This is a genomic window from Bacillus sp. AR4-2 (genome assembly GCF_008274865.1).
Lineage (GTDB): Bacteria > Bacillota > Bacilli > Bacillales > Bacillaceae_G > Bacillus_A > Bacillus_A cereus.
On the sequence record NZ_CP031062.1, the window covers coordinates 2,104,715 to 2,121,864 of the forward strand.

A 17,150-nucleotide genomic window follows, 5' to 3' on the forward strand; every position below is an offset into this window, starting at 1 on the left:
ATGCAGTTATTTTCTTTCTCGGTTATTTTAGGTAATAAAGTTGTGAAAATCGTGCATTATGCGGACTAACAGCGGGATAGCGATCGTACTTCCGTTACATATTTCTTAAAGTCTGGGTATTGCGTGATAGTTTGACATTTAGGGGTGCATAGTTGATTAATTATAGACACATTTGTAATTACTTCGTTACAAGGACCGAAAAATGTAATTTTTAGCTTTGAATTTGGTGGGATTTTGAACACGATAGGTTTTTTTTCCATGAAATCAGCTCCTAATATTGAGTATTATAATTTAATGGATATAGAGTCGTATTAGTATAATATGAAATTTCAGTGGATTTGCTTATAATAAAGAATTTTATAGTAGTAAAAGTGCTTAAAGATGTAAAGGGGAAATTGAGAATGGGAAATAAAATGTTTAATTAATATAATCAATAAATACGCAAATGGTTAATATAACTAATGCATTTTTTTGTTTGTTACATATTATGTTAGTAAGAATGGTATAAGGAGGTAGTATAAAATAGTGGAAGAAAATGTACAAGCTCAGCTTTCGCCACCGTGGATCACATATTTTAATGAATTAAAAAATTCAATAGGTGCTGATCCAACTGTTACAGTTGGGCCGCTTATTCCTGTTGGTGGTAATTATATTATTTTAGTGCATGCGTTAAGCAACGAAAAAGCGAGAGCATTAGCAACGCTTTTAAAATCTTTTGTACAATTTGGGAATGTAAGTGTGACAGTTATTGTAACGAATAATGAGAATGAAATTGTAAATCCATTTCCTTGTCCACTAGATGCATTTGAAATAGCTCATTTATTTCAAGTAGCACTAGAAAATAATCCTTATTTTGAACAAGTTGTGGTACAGCCTCAGCTCCCTGGCGGACCGAATGTTGTTTTTCCGGTTTTCGCTGCGGAAGTCATTCAGTTTTTCAATGACGATATTTCTAACTTATGTCAAACATTTACAGGTGTTGCTGCCAATGTGTTTCGTGATGTAATGAATGATGAGGTTTGTGGTATCCCAATTCTATTTTCCACAAGTTGTGTTATGAGCAGTGAAAACTCACAATTACAAAATACAGATTTAGCACCAAAGTTGTTTTATTAAACTGTAAAAAGACATTTTCAGTAATAGAAAATGTCTTTTTTATGCACCAATAGTGTTCAGGTTGGAAAATAGCAATTTAATAGGAGTAAACTTCAATTAATTAAAATTTTTCTAAATCTCAAATTTCATGTAGAGGTAGTAATTTTGACTTAAGAGTATATAGAAAATGAGGGATGAAATTTTTTAGTTGAAAGGAAATCGATACTGAAAGTTATAATTTAATAATACAGGGAATTTTCTTTTAATATCTGTAAAAATGATTGATAGGACGAGATTACATAATAAATGAATAGTAGGGTATATTTCGAATGTTTTATGTGGCATACATGTTAAAGTTGATAGAAATATTTCTGAAAGAGAATATATTTTGAAAAACAGTAAAGATTCTTTTTATTTATATTATAGATAGCTAGTTTTAGAGAGAGGAGGCTTACAATAAAACAAGCTATGAATAAGACATTCAAAAGGAGCTGGAATGCATGGGGTATATTGTAGATATTTCAAAATGGAATGGAACTATTAATTGGGATATTGCAGCATCTCAGCTAGATTTAGTGATTGCTAGAGTTCAAGATGGCTCTAATACGGTGGATTTTATGTATCAAAATTATGTTAGTGAAATGAAAAAGCATAGTATCCCATTCGGTAATTATGCTTTTTGCCGTTTTATATCTATTGCTGATGCAAAGAAAGAGGCACAAGATTTTTGGAATCGTGGTGATCAATCTGCTAAGTTTTGGGTAGCGGACATAGAAGTTCAAACGATGGTAGATATGCAAGGCGGGACACAGGCATTTATTGATGAATTACGCCGTTTAGGTGCGGAAAAAGTAGGATTATACGTAGGGCATCACACGTATTTATCATTTGGAGCATGTAATATTGAAGCTGATTTCATATGGATCCCTCGTTATGGAGGGAATAAGCCAGCATATCCATGCGATATGTGGCAATATACGGATTCAGGGAATGTTCCTGGTATTGGGAAATGTGATCTGAATCGATTAGTAGGAAATAATTCACTTTCTTGGTTTATAGATTCCAACAAAGCAAATCAATCTAACATAGTTTATACACAGCAACCGAATGGCATTGGTATTGCAGTTTCGAAATATCCTGATGGATACGGAATAAATTTATATGAAACTCCCATGACCCCTCAATTTACAGGTGCACTCACTCAGAAAATTCCATATTTAATCTTAACAAGTTATTGGGGAGGCGGTGAGCAAGATATGATTTGTTTAGGGAACGATAAGCAGTGGGCATATTTAAAACATTTTAATGTGAAATGGTTTTATGCAACTTCGAAATATCCTGTCGGTTACGGAGTAAATTATTATGAAGAGCCTGAATGTATGAATTATAAAGGGAATATAGATGGATCGACATCTTTTCGAGTGTGGGGTAGAGTGGGAAATGCGATAGATATCGGGCAGAATAGTTGGATACCTGAAAAACATGTAATTATTAAGTAACTATAGCGGCAGTATTGTTTTTAAGGAGTATGTAAAGAGTCTTCTTACTATACATAATAGTAAGAAGACTCTTTACGTTTAAAAATGAAAATACATGATACATAGTCTACTCATATGAAATGAATTACATGTAGAAAACACACTGTTTTCACAATGACTGTGTATAGTTAATTTGCATAATGATAAAAGTGAGGTATTTGAATTGAAAAAGAAAAAAATATTTATTGGAACAATTATTTCATGCGTGATGCTAGCATTATCTGCATGTGGTTCCTCAGACAACGTAGTAACATCAAAAGTAGGGAATGTTACAGAGAAAGAATTAAGTAAAGAATTACGACAACAATATGGAGAAAGTACTTTATATCAAATGATGTTAAGTAAGGCATTGTTAGATAAATATAAAGTTTCAGATGAGGAAGCAAAAAAGAAAGTAGAAGAAGCAAAAGATAAAATGGGTGAGAACTTTAAATCGACTTTAGAACAACTTGGGTTGAAAAACGAAGATGAATTAAAAGAAAAAATGAAGCCAGAAATTGCATTTGAGAAAGCGATTAAAGCAACAGTTACAGATAAAGATGTGAAAAATAACTATAAACCAGAAATGAAAGTAAGTCACATTTTAGTGAAAGATGAAAAAACGGCTAAAGAAATAAAGGAGAAAGTAAATAATGGTGAAGATTTTGCTGCCTTAGCAAAACAGTATTCAGAGGATACTGGTTCAAAGGAACAGGGCGGGGAAATATCTGGTTTTGCTCCTGGGCAAACAGTGAAAGAATTTGAGGAAGCTGCGTATAAATTAGATGCAGGCCAAGTAAGTGATCCGGTTAAAACAACTTACGGTTACCATATTATTAAAGTGACGGATAAAAAAGAATTGAAGCCATTTGATGAAGTAAAGGATAAAATTCGTAAAGATATAGAACAACAAAGACTACAAGATACGACAGGTAAATGGAAACAACAAGTAGTCAATGATTTATTGAAAGATGCTGATATTAAAGTGAATAATAAAGAATTTAAAGATACATTTAAATTTCTAGAAAAGAAATAATGACTGTAATCATAATTAGAAAAGGGAACTCATATAGAGTTCCCTTTTCTAATTAGTGTGTGAGTTATAAATAGATAGTAAGACAATACAATATTACATTTAAATATTAAGAATTACAATGGAAAATTATGGTTTATAATTATTTCAACGAAAGTGGATATTCTACGGTTTTCATTATGCAAGTTTATTACATATATTTACTCTTTAATAATGAATATCGAACATAATTTAAAAAATAATACATATAATGTTTTTGAATAAATATTTAACATGGATAATTAGTAAAAAGCTGAGCATTCGATTGGAAAGGATGCTCTTTTTGTTGTGAAAATTTTAGGATAAAGAATGAATCGTTTTAAACGCATCATTTACCACATCAATAAATTAAGGTGGGGAGAATATATGAAAGTAATCTTTCAAGGAGAGGGCGGAGCGAAAATTTTTGAGTCATATGATGAAAATATAAGTGATTTATTAGCTATATTAAAAGAAACGAAAGGGATTAAAATCGGAATTGTTGAGTATAAAGTGTTAAAGTACGAACTTAATTATTTTCGTCATCCGAAAAAAGCGGATACAGAGAGAGAGTTACATATAATAGTACAACCTAAGTATATGTAATGAAATATAATAATAAAAATCACTGATTCAGTTTTGTAAAGTTCCATAGAGTATGTAAGAAAAGAGAGTGTTGTAAATGCTCCCTTTTCTTATGCTTTGTGAGTTCGTTCATCATAGTATATGTGTTCAGTTATAGATGGTTAATAAACGAAAAAATTTAAAACTTTTTTGTTTAGGCAGGGATTTTATATTTGAGTAAATAAATATACTATGAAGTATTTTTTATACGAATATTGGAGGAGTATAAAATGAGTTTAGCAAGTTACATAGGCTGTAATGTAGAAATTCCGTTAACGGAGCCCGATTCTAATGATGTAATTGTTTTTGGACCATGTTTTGCAGATGAAAGTATGCTTGAAATTGTACAAGAGTATCAATTCCAAAAAAATTACATATATGAGGTTTCAACTAGTTGGGGAATTGAACTTGTCGAGTGGCAAAACGTAAAGGAAAAAAAAGAAGCGAAAGAAAAACTTTTAACTTTATGCAAGATTATGGAAGGTTATTTGGAAGATGGAGACTATTTTGAATTATTCAGTTGTTGGGTTGGTGATGAAGATAAGGAACGAGTAGGGGAATTGAAATTAAAAATAAATCATTTTAATATAGATGAATTATGTATTCCAGAAAGAACATTAGTTAGGATAGAAAAATAAGCTTTGAATATTTTTTAGAAAAAGGCGATTTCACTTTGTGTGAAGTCGCCTTTTAGTTTTTATATGCATTTTATATAAGAAATGAAAAGTTTATTTGATAAAGGAAAAAATATGGAGATAAATAAAATTATGTTTTTTGTTAAGAAATAATAAGTATAGCTCTTCTCAAAGGAACGTAAGTTCGTGTATAATAAGAACGAATGTTCTTTTAAGAGGTAACCTAATTATAGTTTAGAAGTAAATTCGAGTTTAGTAAGTATTAAAAATAACTAAGGGATAGCATGAATAAATAAATGTATAAATGATCAAGGAGATAAAAAATGAACGATGTAAAGATACAAAAAGAAGAAAGAGAGTGGGTTCCGTTTACAGTAATGTCCGAACAACTTTTAAATATGAGAAAGATTATTGGAGAGAAATTAAAAGTACAAAAACCGCTTTTAACAAATGAAGCAAAAGAGAGGATTTCTGATAAATTATTAACGTCATTACTGTCTGAGAAAGAAATATTGGTAACATATTTTGAAGATGGTTACATATTAACAAGCTACATGACTGTTGTACATATCAATCCGGTAAAACAAATTGTAATTTGTACAGACGCCTTTTATAAAACTTACGTATTTAACGCTATGGATATTATTGAAATAATGTAAAAGAAGCTGAATATTAAATGGCAGCTTTTTTTATTTCTGATTTATGAGACAAATAATATAAGAAAAAGCAGCTAGCTTTGTGCTAGCTGCTGAGCCCCAGGGAAAGGGAGAAAAAGATAGGGTACTCCAAAATCGATAAGAGCTGTCAAACAGCCTGATTATAGTATAGACAAATTAAAATTTTCTATACAAAAAGTTGAACATAAGATTAGGCTGTACCCACTTGGTTTTGATCTGCAAGGTCAGAATCAAATGTATTGGTCGCGCTAACACCGCTAAAAGTATTAACAACAAAACCAACGTTTGATGCGCCGGAACCATTATAAGCTTTCGTATTTTCTTTCGGAGAAACGTTGTAGAAATCACCTAAGTTAAATGATCCATTACTATTTTGTACAACTAAATTTCCTACAACTGATGGCATAATTTTCACCTGCTTTATAATAAGTTGTTAACATTACTATATGGAGTTATAGTCCAGATGGTTCATATAATAAAAATTGTGGAATAGTAAAACGTTTGGAGCATGGATTTCAATAAAAGTGTGTTAAAATTAATATAATAAAGTTGAGTAATTTTTTTAAAAAATTTGTATAATTGATATATATGAAAATAAAGGAGGCAAAATGTAATGAAAGATATTATGAAAAAAGTTGATTTAACAGATGCCAAATCAAGTAATCTTGTTGCACTAATTTATAGTAATGAAGTTATATTAGTTGAAGACGCATTTTGTCCAAATGAAATAAAATTAAAGTTTAATGAAATTGCAATTTTATCTGCAATTAAAACAGCTCATATTGCGAAAGTGTCTATTAGGAAAGAACTTGAAGCGCTTTTTCATGATACGGGTGTTATATTAGTGAAACAAAATGTTGATTATGGTAGTAGTCAATCTATTACCATGCATTTTGAGCAATTTAAAAAGTTGCAAGATGAGATTGAACATTTAAATAAAAGTATGTAATAAAGCAGCTAAATAAAGGTTCTATCATAAAGGTGGAATGTGTTGTGTTGAAAAAGTGGTTTAAAAATTATTTGGGTGAATCGCATTGTAAACATAAATATATTTTTATTAAGATGCAGGATAATGAGAATTTTAAAAAAGGTACATTAGGTGTAGTTTATATTTACCAGTGTGAGAAATGTGGAAAAGAGAAGTTGAAATGTAAAAACAATAATGAAATAAACAATGAATTTTTAGATATATAGCAAAAAGTAACCATGATGGTTACTTTTTTGGTTTATGTATACAATATCAAAACCATTACTAAAGTATGAGTTGAGTTGATACTATAGTAAATCGCTGAATAAAAATGAAGAGAGTAAGATATAGGGAAGGAGGATGAGAGAAATGAAGCGAAAAGAAATTAGTAAATCTGTAATTATTACAGGCGTGACACAAGGGTTAGGGCGTGCGATGGTTGATCGATTTCATGAATTAGGGTGGAACATATATGGTTGTGGACGTTCAAAAGATAAAATTGAAGAACTAAAAAAACAGTACAGTAAAATACATGATTTCCAAGTAATTGATGTTTCAGATTCTCAGCAAGTTAACAATTGGGCAAATTATATACTTAATACACATACAGCTCCCGATATGATAATAAATAATGCATCGATTGTAAATCAAAATGCACAACTTTGGAAAATTACGGCTCAAGAATTCGAAAATGTAATGAATGTAAACGTGAATGGTGTAGTAAATGTAATAAGAGCATTTGTTCCAGCGATGGTAGCTAGGAAAGAAGGAATTATCATTAATATGAGTTCTAGTTGGGGGAGAGAAGGTGAGGCTGAGCTTGCGCCATATTGTGCCTCGAAATTTGCTATTGAAGGTATCACTAAATCTATGGCCCTGGAATTACCCCATGGCATGGCTGTAGTTGCTTTAGATCCTGGAGGGAGTATTAGTACTCCAATGCTGAAGTCATGTGCGCCACAATATATAAATGAATCGCCTACACCTGAAACTTGGTCACATAAAGCAATTGAATATATATTGAATATAACAATAGATAAAAATGGAGATTCATTGACATGCCCAGCATGCATATAAAAAGCACCTTTAAGGTGCTTTTATATTAGTAGCACATTATATCATTCACAAAATTACATCTAAAAAATAAAATAAAAGATTAAGGGTGAGATTTGTTTGTTTTGAAAGCTTTAGAAAATATTTAAATAGGTGATAAAAATGAATCCAAGCAGTTTAAAAGTGACAGGGGCATGGTTTCAAGTGGGAGGGAATCTTACAGCTGCTATTGGAACGACAAGAGGATTTATTGGAGAAGAGAAGGTTGAATCGGATCTTGTTATTGTAGGAAGCTCATTACAAGCCCTCGGATATATATTACAAATCATTGCGAGCAATTATGATGATGGGGAAGAAAAAAGAGAAAATCAAAATATAGGCTTAGAGAATCAAAGTAAATTACTTGATCAAATAGGAATTGAGTTATTAGCATTAGGCAATATATCAAATGTAATAGGAACATATTTTAATATAAATGAACAATTGAAAGAAAATGATTATCTTATCATTACAGGGAACAGTTTACAATCGATCGGTGCTTTTTTAGGAGTAGAAGCAGCTTTGTTGGATATAAATGTATTACAGAAAATTATTATACTGGGTAACTCCATGCAAAGTTTAGGGGCTGGATTACAAGCGTATCAAGGTGTTTCAAATGTATTGAAAGATGAGAGAGAAAATGAAGATAGTATTTTTGATAAGAAGGATGAGAGAATCATTGCACTCATTGGTATTTGGATACAAGCGATAGGAACGTTAATTTCTGCAATTGGAGTAACTGCAATAGAGGAAGAAAATAGGCTAGAAAACAATAAAAAGTCTGAAATACTTATTTAAATAGAAGGAGATACATTGATTTTAGAGGTAGGTTAAGATTAAAATGGTAGTAGGTTTTTTTGCGTATATTTTGAAAAGTGATATATAAAATACAAAATAAGGAGTTTTCAAGGGATGATGTATTTATTAGCAATTCTTCTTCCACCTGTTGCTGTATTATTTTGTGGAAAACCAATTCAGGCAATCATAAATTTCATATTAACATTAATATTTTGGGTTCCAGGAGTTATACATGCAATTCTTGTAGTGCATGATAAAAAAGCTGATCGGCGTTTGAAAAAACAAATTCAAGCATATGATGAAATTAATAAGAGGAATCGAAGATAATTCATCTGCAAAATGTTTTTAAAAGAAAGGAGGATTAACCTCCTTTCTTTTTTAGTGGGTGTTAAGTTTAGATTTTTGTGTGGCGGAAAGAATTTTTAATGTAAGTATTATGATAATAACTTTTAGATTGTGCATGTAATAGGCCAGTATAAATACTTTCTGGTACATTAAAGAAATCGTACATACCATTCTTTAATTGGATTCGCAAAATCATAGAAAAAGGATTATAACCAACAGCAACTATATTTTTTGAAATTACGGGAGATAGCTTCATCATTACGCAACTCCTCACTTTTCATTTTTAATACTTTTTTGTAGATGTTGAGGTTGTGATGTTGAAATCCTTATAATTTAAGAGGTATTATACTTATATGCAATATATTAAATGTTTGTTATACGTAATTATAAGGAAGTTCACACGAAGTACATATCGTTGTGCTATTTTTATTTCACCTTTGATTTATAAATAAGAAAATATTGACCATTTGAAAAAAAGGTATATTATTTATACGAGGTATTAAAAATTCACTTTTTACATTCTATGCTTCAAGGGGCAGCGTTATTAGGAAAAATAGAAGTGAAAATAGTTTGTATAAGAAGTATTCTAAAATTTATAATCTGTGAATTGGGAAAATATTGAATGCTCCAGGTCAATATACTTTCTTAATCAAATTCATTTTAGAAAGTGACCTCAATATTTTTAAGTAAATCAACGGGAGAATTGAAAGGCAGGAGAAAGTAACATGTCAGAAAATTATCGTTCTCGAGAGGAACGACGACAAGTTAAAAAGAAAAAACAACCAGCTTCTAAAACACAAAAGCCAAAAGGTAAAACATCATTCTTTCGCAAGTTTTTAATTACTTGTTTATTACTTGGTATTGTTGGTTTAGTGGCGGGGGTTGCTACCTTTTTCGTAATGATTAAGGATGCACCAAAACTTGAGAAAGCAAAACTTGTTAATCCGTTATCCTCAAAAATTTATGATAAAAACGGGGATTTGGTATATGAATATGGAAAAGAAAAAAGGACGAATGTTACGTATGAGCAAATACCTAAATTAGTAGAAAATGCATTTTTAGCGACAGAAGATTCACGTTTTTATGAGCATAGCGGAGTAGATTTTAAAGGTACTGCCCGTGCTGTTCTAGTAAGTCTTAAAGGGGATTATGGTTCTCAAGGTGGAAGTACGATAACACAGCAAGTTATTAAAAACTACTTCTTATCAATGGACAAAACACCAAAGCGTAAGGCGCAAGAAATATATTTAGCTTATAAGCTAGAACAACAGTATTCAAAACATGAAATATTAGAGATGTACTTAAATAAAATTAACTTAGGAAACCGTTCATATGGGATCGCAACAGCAGCACAAAACTACTATGGTAAAGAATTGAAGGACTTAACATTACCAGAAGTTGCGATGCTTGCAGGTTTACCGAAAGCACCGAATAACTATGATCCAACGAAAAAAGAAAATGTTCAAAAAGCAACAGAAAGAAGAAATGTTGTTCTAAGTTTAATGAACCGACATGGATATATAACAAAACAGGAAATGGAAGAAGCAATAAAAGTTGACGTAGAAAAGGGACTCAAGCCTGCAACTCAACTACAAACAATGCCATACCCTGCATTTATGGATGCAGTTGTGAAAGAAGTAGAAAAAGAATTACCAGATGCTAATATCGGTTCTGACGGTTTAGAAATTTATACAACGTTAGATCCGAAAGCACAGAAACTTGCTGATAATATTTTAAATAATAATATCATTGATTATCCGAACGATAAATTCCAAGGTGCATTCACATTTATGGATACGAAAACAGGAGAAGTTCGTGCTATAGGTAGTGGCCGTGGAGAAAATAAAGCTGTATTTAAAGGGCATAATATGGCAATTGAATTAGATCGTGCAGCTGGTTCAACGATGAAGCCGATTTTCGACTACGCTCCTGCAATTGAATATTTAAAATGGGCTACGTACCATCAAATTGATGACTCTCCATTTAAGTATTCAACGGGACAAGAAGTACGAAATGCAGATAGAAGTCATATGGGTCCAATTACAATGCGTGAAGCATTAAAAATGTCGCGTAATATTCCTGCAATTAAAACTGCAAAAGAAGTAGGGATTAGTAAATCAAAAGAATTCTCTGAGAAACTAGGTATTACATTTAATACAGCACCGACAGAATCGACAGCGATTGGTACAAATGAAGTATCGCCAACTGAAATAGCGGGTGCTTATGCGGCATTTGGTAATGAAGGTAAATATACGAAACCGCATTTTGTTAAGAAAGTCGTTTATCCAGACGGTAAGTCACAAAGTTTTGGACAAAAACCAAAACAAGTTATGACAGATTCTACCGCATACATGATTACTGATATGCTTCGTTCTGTAGTTACATCTGGTACTGGTACATCGGCAAATGTAGGCTCCTTAGATGTAGCTGGTAAAACGGGTACGACAAACTATTCATCAAAGCAATTAGCTCAATATAAAATTCCAGAAAGTGCAACTCGTGATAGTTGGTTCGCTGGATATACACCGCAATATACGATGGCAGTATGGACTGGGTATATGAAAGATGGTAAAGACGAGTATATTAGTAGTAAAAATACGAAAATTGCACAGTTGATCTTTAAAGAAATGATGAGCGAAATGGCTACAGATAAATCACGCTTTAAAATGCCAAGTAGTGTTATTCAAGAAGGTAGTGAGCTACGTATAAAAGGTGAAAAACGTGATTCATCGCCAAATACTAGCGTACCGGATACAACGGAGCAACCAAAACAAGATCAACAGCAAAAAACTGAAGAAGAGAAAAAGCAAGAAGAATTAAAGAAACAAGAAGAACTGAAAAAACAAGAAGAACAAAAGAAACAAGAGGAACTTAAGAAGCAAGAAGAACAAAAGAAACTAGAAGAGCAAAAGAAACAAGAAGAACAAAATAATGGAAATGGCCAAGGAACGACACCTCCAGCAAATAACGGAGGAGGTCAAGGAAATACGACACCTCCAGCAAATAATGGAGGAGGTCAAGGAAATACGACACCTCCAGCAAATAATGGAGGAGGTCAAGGAAATACGACACCTCCAGCAAATAACGGAGGAGGTCAAGGAAATACGACACCTCCGGCAAATAATGGAGGAGGTCAAGGAAATACAACTCCACCAGCGACCACACAACCAGAGACTGGCGGTAATGCAGGAGAGACCCCTGCTAATAATGGGCAATAAGAAAAATTTATAAAAAATATTAAAAAGCACTTAAGATTTGTGAAAATTACAATCTTAAGTGCTTTTTTCGTTTAAATGTAGTAGCTATGAAATGATGTGTTTTAAATGTTAAACGTACCATAAAAATTTTGAAAATAAATTGATGGGAAATGATAAAAGACTTGAGCCTGAGGTAGTGGAGCGTGGCTAGGATGATAAAAGGTAGTGCTACTTGGATGGGCACCATGATGCCAAAATGAAGGGGTAGCTTGACCTGGTGATTGGTATTGTTGCCAAATTGCTGGAAGTTCAATGCCGACATCGGAACTTGCTGTATGAACGGCGGGGGCATGTATTTCGGGTATCGAAGGAACCGCGACAGTTACTCTTGATGATAATACCCACATAAAATAATCACTCCTAAGTTGTGAGAATAAATTAGTATATTCTTTTCACACGTATAAAGGTACATATATAGGACTTTCGTTTAAAATATGCGTACAAAGTCTTAAGACTAATGTAAGCTGATGGTGGACTATTTAATATGAAAAGATACGTCTATTTGCGGAGGGAAAAGAGATCAATAAAATGTACAATGAGGGTGTTAATCGTAATATTTTACGAGTGTATGGAGGTATTTTTATGGAACGATTATGGACGAAATCATTTATTCAAATGACTTTCGCAATGTTATTTTTATTTACAGGATTTTATTTACTTGTTCCAACGCTCCCGCTCTTTATTAAAGAGATAGGTGGCAATGAATCGCAAGTTGGACTTATGATGGGGATGTTTACAATAGCTGCTGTTGTAATACGACCGATTATTGGAGGAATGTTAGATCAATATGGTAGAAGATCCTTTATTATTTTCGGACTCATCTTTTTTGGCTTAACGATGTACTCCTATAATATAGCATCGACTATTGTCCTTTTAGCTGTTTTACGTGTTATTCACGGAGTAACATGGGCTGTTTCTACAACAGCTGTTGGAACAGCAATAACGGATATTATTCCAGATTCACGCCGCGGTGAAGGTATGGGTTGGTATGGGATGGCGATGACAATTGCAATGGCGATTGGACCTATGATTGGATTATGGGTTGTGCAAAATTATTCATTTGATGGTCTATTTTTATTAGCGACGTTGTTATCTTTTATGGCAGTTGTATTATCATTAATAACGAAGATCCCATTTACGCCACAAAAAGAAAAAGGGAAAATTCAGCTATTTGAGAAATCCGTATTAACAATCACGATTGTAGTATTCTTTTTATCGTTTGCATATGGAGGAATAACAACCTTTTTACCGTTATTTGCATCATCAATTCATGTAAACCCGGGAACTTTCTTTCTTGTATATGCAATTGCATTAACAATTGTAAGACCAATTTCAGGGAAACTATTAGATAAGTATGGAGAAGTATTCATCATACTTCCAGCATTATGTATTACTATTTTAGCTATAGTTGTTTTAACTATCTCAAATGGTTTGATAGGTGTAATTATCGCAGCAACATTATACGGTATTGGATTTGGTTCAGCGCAGCCAGCTTTGCAAGCGGCAATGCTTACAATTGTCGATCCGAGTAAAAGAGGAGTTGCAAATGCTTCATTTTTTACAGCGTTTGATTTAGGAATCGGGTTAGGTGCTATTTTACTTGGAGTTGTTTCACAAATGTTTGGTTATCGTATTTTATTTTCAGGGAGTGCAATTTCAGCATTGATAGCCTTAATTATTTTCGTCTTCTTTGTAAAACAACGATTAGGAAAAAAAGAGTTTGCGTAAACTGGAGGAATAAAGATGAGAATTTCAATTGATCGTAAAGCTCTGCAATGGTTCCAGGAAGAATTACGTATAAAGCACGGTGAATCTGTACGTGTTACTGTAAGGTACGGAGGGGATAGTTCAATTCAGCCCGGATATTCTTTAGGGGTTGTTGCTGAGAAACCCGATGGCGAAATAGTGTCAGTTGAGAAGGAAGGTATTATATTTTTTGTAGATTCTGATGATCTTTGGTATTTTCAAAACTATGATTTATTTGTAAGTTATCATGAGGAAATGGAAGAAATTCAATTTAATTATGTAAAATAATAACTTTATTAAAAATGAATAAGTTTTATATAAAAATTATATTTAAGAGATAGTGAAATAAATATCATATAGTAACGAGCTGTATTTATGTACAGCTCGTTTTTTCTATTTCTCAAATAAAATTAGAATAATTGTATATTTGGCGGTGTTATATGAAAAATCTTTATATCTTGTTTTTGAAAATACGCAAAGAAGTCTATCCTTTCTTTATAAAATATAAGAATTATTTTCAAAAAATTGTATTGTTACAGTAAGAAAAGTGTAGGAAACTTATCATTATAAAATAAATTGAAATCTTCTAAAAACTCTGATACATTGAAATAGAAATGTAGTTTCACAATATTGTAAAGGCTTACAGTTATGTGCACGAAGATCTATTAGGATTGGAGGAAATAATGATGAAAGCTGAAGAGAAATTTTCCCCGGGATTAGATGGTATAGTGGCAGCGGAGACGAAAATCTCGTTTCTTGACACAGTAAAAGGTGAAATTGTAATTCAAGGGTATGACTTAATCGAACTCTCAAAAACAAAAGAGTATTTAGACATTGTGCACCTTTTATTGGAGGAACACCTACCGAATGAAGATGAAAAAGTAACACTTGAAAAGAAATTAAAAGAAGAATATGCAGTACCAGAAGGTGTATTCAACGTACTAAAGGCATTGCCTAAAGAGACGCATCCCATGGATGGATTACGTACAGGTGTGTCAGCGTTAGCTGGTTACGATAATGATATCGAAAACCGCTCGTTAGAAGTGAATAAAAGCCGAGGGTACAAGCTGTTAAGTAAAGTGCCAAACATTGTAGCGAATAGCTATCATATTTTAAATAATGAGGAGCCAATTGAACCTCTTAAAGAATTATCTTATAGTGCGAATTTCTTCTATATGTTAACTGGTAAAAAACCAACTGAACTTGAGGAAAAGATCTTTGATCGTTCCCTTGTTTTATATAGTGAGCATGAAATGCCAAACTCTACATTTACAGCTCGCGTTATTGCATCAACACAATCAGATTTATACGGTGCTTTAACAGGTGCAGTTGCATCTTTAAAAGGAAGTTTACATGGCGGTGCAAATGAAGCGGTTATGTACATGCTTTTAGAAGCTGGTAATGTTGAGAAATTTGAAGAGTTATTACAGAAGAAACTATATAACAAAGAAAAAATTATGGGCTTTGGACACCGTGTTTATATGAAGAAGATGGATCCAAGAGCACTTATGATGAAGGAAGCTTTAAAACAGTTATGTGATGTAAAAGGTGATTATACACTATATGAAATGTGTGAAGCTGGAGAAAAGATTATGGAAAAAGAAAAAGGAATTTATCCAAATCTTGATTATTATGCAGCTCCAGTATATTGGATGCTAGGTATTCCAATTCAACTTTACACACCAATCTTCTTTAGCTCTAGAACAGTGGGGTTATGTGCGCACGTTATTGAGCAACATGCAAATAATCGTTTGTTCCGTCCTCGTGTAAATTATATTGGCGAGCGACATGTACTTAGTAAATAAGAACAACTGGGGAGTTGTTAGCGCCGCCCGCCAGATGGGTGTTTGACCGACACCCATCATTAATAATAACGAATTTTCGACAGAAAGGGAAGAATAGCATGATTAAAACAAATGAAATTAAGCAAAAAGATGCATTATTAGAAGAGATTACCGATTATGTATTAAATAAAGAGGTTACTAGTGCAGAAGCATTCAGTACAGCTCGTTACGTATTACTTGATACACTTGGATGTGGAATTTTAGCACTGCAATATCCAGAATGTACGAAATTACTAGGACCAGTTGTGCCAGGAACAATCGTGCCAAATGGTACACGTGTACCAGGTACGTCTTATGTACTAGATCCAGTAAAAGGTGCATTTAATATCGGATGTATGATCCGTTGGTTAGACTATAACGATACTTGGCTTGCAGCAGAGTGGGGACATCCATCTGATAACCTAGGCGGAATTTTAGCAGTTGCAGATTATATTAGCCGTGTTCGTATTTCAGAAGGAAAAGAAGCTTTAAAAGTACGTGAAGTATTAGAAATGATGATTAAAGCACATGAAATTCAAGGCGTGCTTGCTTTAGAAAACAGCTTAAACAGAGTTGGTCTTGACCATGTATTATATGTAAAAGTAGCAACAACTGCAGTAGTTGCGAAAATGCTTGGCGGAACACGTGAAGAAATCTTTAATGCATTATCACATGCGTGGATTGATAATTCTAGTCTTCGTACATATCGTCATGCTCCAAATACGGGCTCACGTAAATCATGGGCTGCAGGTGACGCAACGAGCCGCGGTGTTCATCTTGCAATGACTGCTCTAAAAGGTGAAATGGGTTATCCAACAGCATTATCTGCGCCAGGATGGGGATTCCAAGATGTATTATTCAATAAACAAGAATTAAAATTAGCAAGACCACTAGAGTCATATGTAATGGAAAATGTATTATTTAAAGTGTCATATCCAGCAGAATTCCATGCACAAACGGCTGCAGAATGTGCAGTGAAGTTGCATCCGGAAATTAAAGAGAGATTAGATGAAATTGACCGTATTACAATTACAACTCATGAATCAGCAATTCGTATTATTGATAAAGAAGGTCCATTAAATAACCCAGCTGATCGTGATCATTGCTTACAATACATTACGGCAATTGGTTTATTAAAAGGAGATATCGTTGCAGACGATTATGAAGATGCAGTAGCAAACGATCCACGTGTAGATGAATTACGTAATAAGATGGTTGTTGTTGAAAACAAACAGTACAGTTTAGATTACCTTGACCCGAACAAGCGCTCAATCGCCAACGCTGTTCAAGTTCACTTTAAAGATGGCACAGTAACAGAAAATGTGGAATGTGAATATCCGCTTGGTCACCGCTTCCGTAGAGACGAAGCAATTCCAAAAGTTGTTCAAAAATTCACTGCAAATATGGCAGGTCATTATTCTAGTAAGCAACAAGAACAAATTCATGAAGTTTGTTTAAATGAAGAAAAACTAGAAAATATGAATGTAAACGAATTTGTAGATCTATTCTTAATTTAATAATAG

20 protein-coding genes are annotated in these 17,150 nt (G+C 32.9%); 16 read left to right on the forward strand and 4 right to left on the reverse strand.

The genetic code is table 11. The features are described from left to right. Positions 1-65: 65 nt before the first annotated feature. Complete coding sequence (locus tag DN399_RS10960) at positions 66-260, reverse strand: hypothetical protein (RefSeq protein ID WP_000412555.1); 195 nt, start codon at positions 258-260, stop codon at positions 66-68. Between the two features lie 265 nt (positions 261-525). Between DN399_RS10960 and DN399_RS10965 the strand changes: the two genes are divergently transcribed. The 6 genes from DN399_RS10965 (at position 526) to DN399_RS10990 (ending at position 5,581) form a co-directional block, all read left to right on the forward strand. Further along, complete coding sequence (locus tag DN399_RS10965; RefSeq protein WP_086389047.1) at positions 526-1,116, forward strand: hypothetical protein; 591 nt, start codon at positions 526-528, stop codon at positions 1,114-1,116. Between the two features lie 479 nt (positions 1,117-1,595). Continuing rightward, positions 1,596-2,594 (forward strand): glycoside hydrolase family 25 protein, encoded by a 999-nt coding sequence (locus DN399_RS10970; RefSeq protein ID WP_149149550.1) that lies wholly within the window; start codon positions 1,596-1,598, stop codon positions 2,592-2,594. 202 nt (positions 2,595-2,796) lie between these two features. Continuing rightward, on the forward strand, positions 2,797-3,648 hold the full coding sequence (locus tag DN399_RS10975; protein WP_000727348.1) for a peptidylprolyl isomerase PrsA: 852 nt from the start codon (positions 2,797-2,799) through the stop codon (positions 3,646-3,648). 402 nt (positions 3,649-4,050) lie between these two features. Beyond that, positions 4,051-4,269 (forward strand): hypothetical protein, encoded by a 219-nt coding sequence (locus DN399_RS10980; protein ID WP_000864271.1) that lies wholly within the window; start codon positions 4,051-4,053, stop codon positions 4,267-4,269. 248 nt (positions 4,270-4,517) lie between these two features. Next, on the forward strand, positions 4,518-4,925 hold the full coding sequence (locus tag DN399_RS10985; RefSeq protein WP_006925988.1) for a hypothetical protein: 408 nt from the start codon (positions 4,518-4,520) through the stop codon (positions 4,923-4,925). A gap of 320 nt (positions 4,926-5,245) precedes the next feature. Beyond that, positions 5,246-5,581, forward strand: a complete 336-nt coding sequence (locus tag DN399_RS10990; protein ID WP_002024004.1) for a YolD-like family protein — start codon at positions 5,246-5,248, stop codon at positions 5,579-5,581. 208 nt (positions 5,582-5,789) lie between these two features. Here DN399_RS10990 and gerPF read toward each other — a convergent pair whose 3' ends face one another. Beyond that, a complete protein-coding gene (gene gerPF / locus DN399_RS10995; protein ID WP_001141569.1) occupies positions 5,790-6,005 on the reverse strand; it encodes a spore germination protein GerPF in 216 nt (71 codons plus the stop codon). 207 nt (positions 6,006-6,212) lie between these two features. Between gerPF and DN399_RS11000 the strand changes: the two genes are divergently transcribed. From DN399_RS11000 to DN399_RS11020, 5 genes are all read left to right on the forward strand, one after another. Then, positions 6,213-6,548 (forward strand): hypothetical protein, encoded by a 336-nt coding sequence (locus DN399_RS11000; RefSeq protein WP_000651907.1) that lies wholly within the window; start codon positions 6,213-6,215, stop codon positions 6,546-6,548. Positions 6,549-6,592: 44 nt separating this feature from the next. Beyond that, the gene (locus DN399_RS11005; protein ID WP_000915146.1) at positions 6,593-6,793 is read left to right on the forward strand and encodes a hypothetical protein; all 201 of its coding nucleotides are present in this window, start codon (positions 6,593-6,595) and stop codon (positions 6,791-6,793) included. Positions 6,794-6,935: 142 nt separating this feature from the next. Continuing rightward, positions 6,936-7,643: an SDR family oxidoreductase gene (locus DN399_RS11010; RefSeq protein WP_000823062.1), complete on the forward strand. Its 708-nt coding sequence runs from the start codon at positions 6,936-6,938 to the stop codon at positions 7,641-7,643. Between the two features lie 138 nt (positions 7,644-7,781). Continuing rightward, complete coding sequence (locus DN399_RS11015; protein WP_001070038.1) at positions 7,782-8,456, forward strand: DUF6944 family repetitive protein; 675 nt, start codon at positions 7,782-7,784, stop codon at positions 8,454-8,456. 114 nt (positions 8,457-8,570) lie between these two features. Then, positions 8,571-8,783 carry a YqaE/Pmp3 family membrane protein gene (locus DN399_RS11020; protein WP_000990233.1) on the forward strand — a complete coding sequence of 71 codons (213 nt, stop codon included), beginning with the start codon at positions 8,571-8,573 and terminating at the stop codon, positions 8,781-8,783. Between the two features lie 67 nt (positions 8,784-8,850). Here the strand turns inward: DN399_RS11020 and DN399_RS11025 are convergent, their stop codons facing one another. Beyond that, positions 8,851-9,060: a KTSC domain-containing protein gene (locus DN399_RS11025; protein ID WP_000977081.1), complete on the reverse strand. Its 210-nt coding sequence runs from the start codon at positions 9,058-9,060 to the stop codon at positions 8,851-8,853. Positions 9,061-9,526: 466 nt separating this feature from the next. Between DN399_RS11025 and DN399_RS11030 the strand changes: the two genes are divergently transcribed. Beyond that, positions 9,527-12,019, forward strand: coding sequence for a PBP1A family penicillin-binding protein (locus DN399_RS11030; protein WP_001293958.1), 2,493 nt, complete (start codon positions 9,527-9,529; stop codon positions 12,017-12,019). Positions 12,020-12,120: 101 nt separating this feature from the next. Here the strand turns inward: DN399_RS11030 and DN399_RS11035 are convergent, their stop codons facing one another. Next, positions 12,121-12,405 carry a hypothetical protein gene (locus DN399_RS11035; RefSeq protein ID WP_000270101.1) on the reverse strand — a complete coding sequence of 95 codons (285 nt, stop codon included), beginning with the start codon at positions 12,403-12,405 and terminating at the stop codon, positions 12,121-12,123. Positions 12,406-12,640: 235 nt separating this feature from the next. Between DN399_RS11035 and DN399_RS11040 the strand changes: the two genes are divergently transcribed. The 4 genes from DN399_RS11040 (at position 12,641) to prpD (ending at position 17,144) form a co-directional block, all read left to right on the forward strand. Continuing rightward, positions 12,641-13,786: an MFS transporter gene (locus DN399_RS11040; RefSeq protein ID WP_000440662.1), complete on the forward strand. Its 1,146-nt coding sequence runs from the start codon at positions 12,641-12,643 to the stop codon at positions 13,784-13,786. Positions 13,787-13,801: 15 nt separating this feature from the next. Then, positions 13,802-14,092, forward strand: coding sequence for a HesB/YadR/YfhF family protein (locus DN399_RS11045; protein ID WP_006918536.1), 291 nt, complete (start codon positions 13,802-13,804; stop codon positions 14,090-14,092). A 395-nt stretch (positions 14,093-14,487) separates the two neighbouring features. Then, positions 14,488-15,609 (forward strand): citrate synthase, encoded by a 1,122-nt coding sequence (gene mmgD / locus DN399_RS11050; RefSeq protein ID WP_002041090.1) that lies wholly within the window; start codon positions 14,488-14,490, stop codon positions 15,607-15,609. Between the two features lie 98 nt (positions 15,610-15,707). Then, complete coding sequence (gene prpD, locus DN399_RS11055; protein ID WP_000598123.1) at positions 15,708-17,144, forward strand: 2-methylcitrate dehydratase; 1,437 nt, start codon at positions 15,708-15,710, stop codon at positions 17,142-17,144. Positions 17,145-17,150: the final 6 nt, after the last annotated feature.